We start from the raw sequence: 1054 nt of genomic DNA, 5'->3' as shown, positions 1-1054 counted from the left end.
ACAAGGCACCACCGACAAACAACTCGGCACCGGCAACACCCTCATGATGGCCATCGCCGCCGCCGTCATCGGCGGCACCAGCCTCTTCGGCGGCCGCGGCAACGCCTGGACCGCCCTCCTCGGCATCCTCGTCATCCAAACCATCACCACCGGCCTCGACATGATCCACGCCACCCAAGCCATCCAATACATGATCACCGGCACCATCCTCCTCACCGCCGTCACCCTCGACTCCCTCACCCGCCACACCCACACCCACCCACAACACCACTAACCCCACCAACCAGAAACCGAAAGCCAAAAGCCGGAAGCCACCAACAACCCCCACCCGAGACCGCACGCCCCCACCACCCGAGACCGCACGCCCCCACCACCCGACCGAAACCCGGACATGCACAAAAAGTCAGCACCGCCGACCTCCTGTTACACGACTGACTCACCCAGGCCACCAGGCACAACAACGGCCTCCATGCGCGAGCGAGAAAGCCGAGCCCAGCCAGCACCACCCACCCCGCCCCAGCTCAGCGAAGAGGCAAGCCCGGTGCTGGGCAGCGGGCGAGCAGCCGCGAGGGATAGGTCTACGACCGCCAGTTCGGTGGCGGTGAGGACCTTAGGGACATCGAAGACGCCGAGGATTTCGAGGCGTTCACCGGCATCGGCCCCCGCGCCCGGGCGAGGACCGACACGGACAGCGCCGTAGCACTCACCGAGACGGATGACGACCCCAGCGAGAGAGACATCCAAGACCAGACACACCGCCCACCCGGCAGCCAGCGGCGTGCGGGAGCAGCGCAGCAGGACCACGAAGGCCCCAGCCGGGGGCCGGACACCAGCCGAGAGCACGCCCGGCGAAGGCGGGCAGCAACCCCACCGCCCAGCCCGCCCGTTCGCCATGGTGAACAGGCCCGGCTCGGGCTCGGTCAGTGCTCCTCGGCTGACCAGGCATTTCAGCTCGCCGCGAGTGTCCTCTGTGTGACGGGTTCGGCGCCGAGGCCGTACCGGGCCCGGCCGGCCGGCCGGCCGGCGCGCCCCGGTGGAGGTGGGCGGCGGGGTG

Annotated in this window: 1 pseudogene; it reads left to right on the top strand. The window is 69.2% G+C overall.

Annotated elements, in window-relative coordinates:
• Positions 1-274: pseudogene (locus tag AB0F71_RS38650) on the top strand (sugar ABC transporter permease); the annotation flags it as partial.
• Between the last annotated feature and the right edge of the window lie 780 nt (positions 275-1054).

The sequence above is a fragment of the Kitasatospora sp. NPDC028055 genome (genome assembly GCF_040637885.1).
Lineage (GTDB): Bacteria > Actinomycetota > Actinomycetes > Streptomycetales > Streptomycetaceae > Kitasatospora.
The sequence above is the reverse complement of the archived record's forward strand: the minus strand, read 5'-3'. Positions and strand labels throughout refer to the sequence as shown.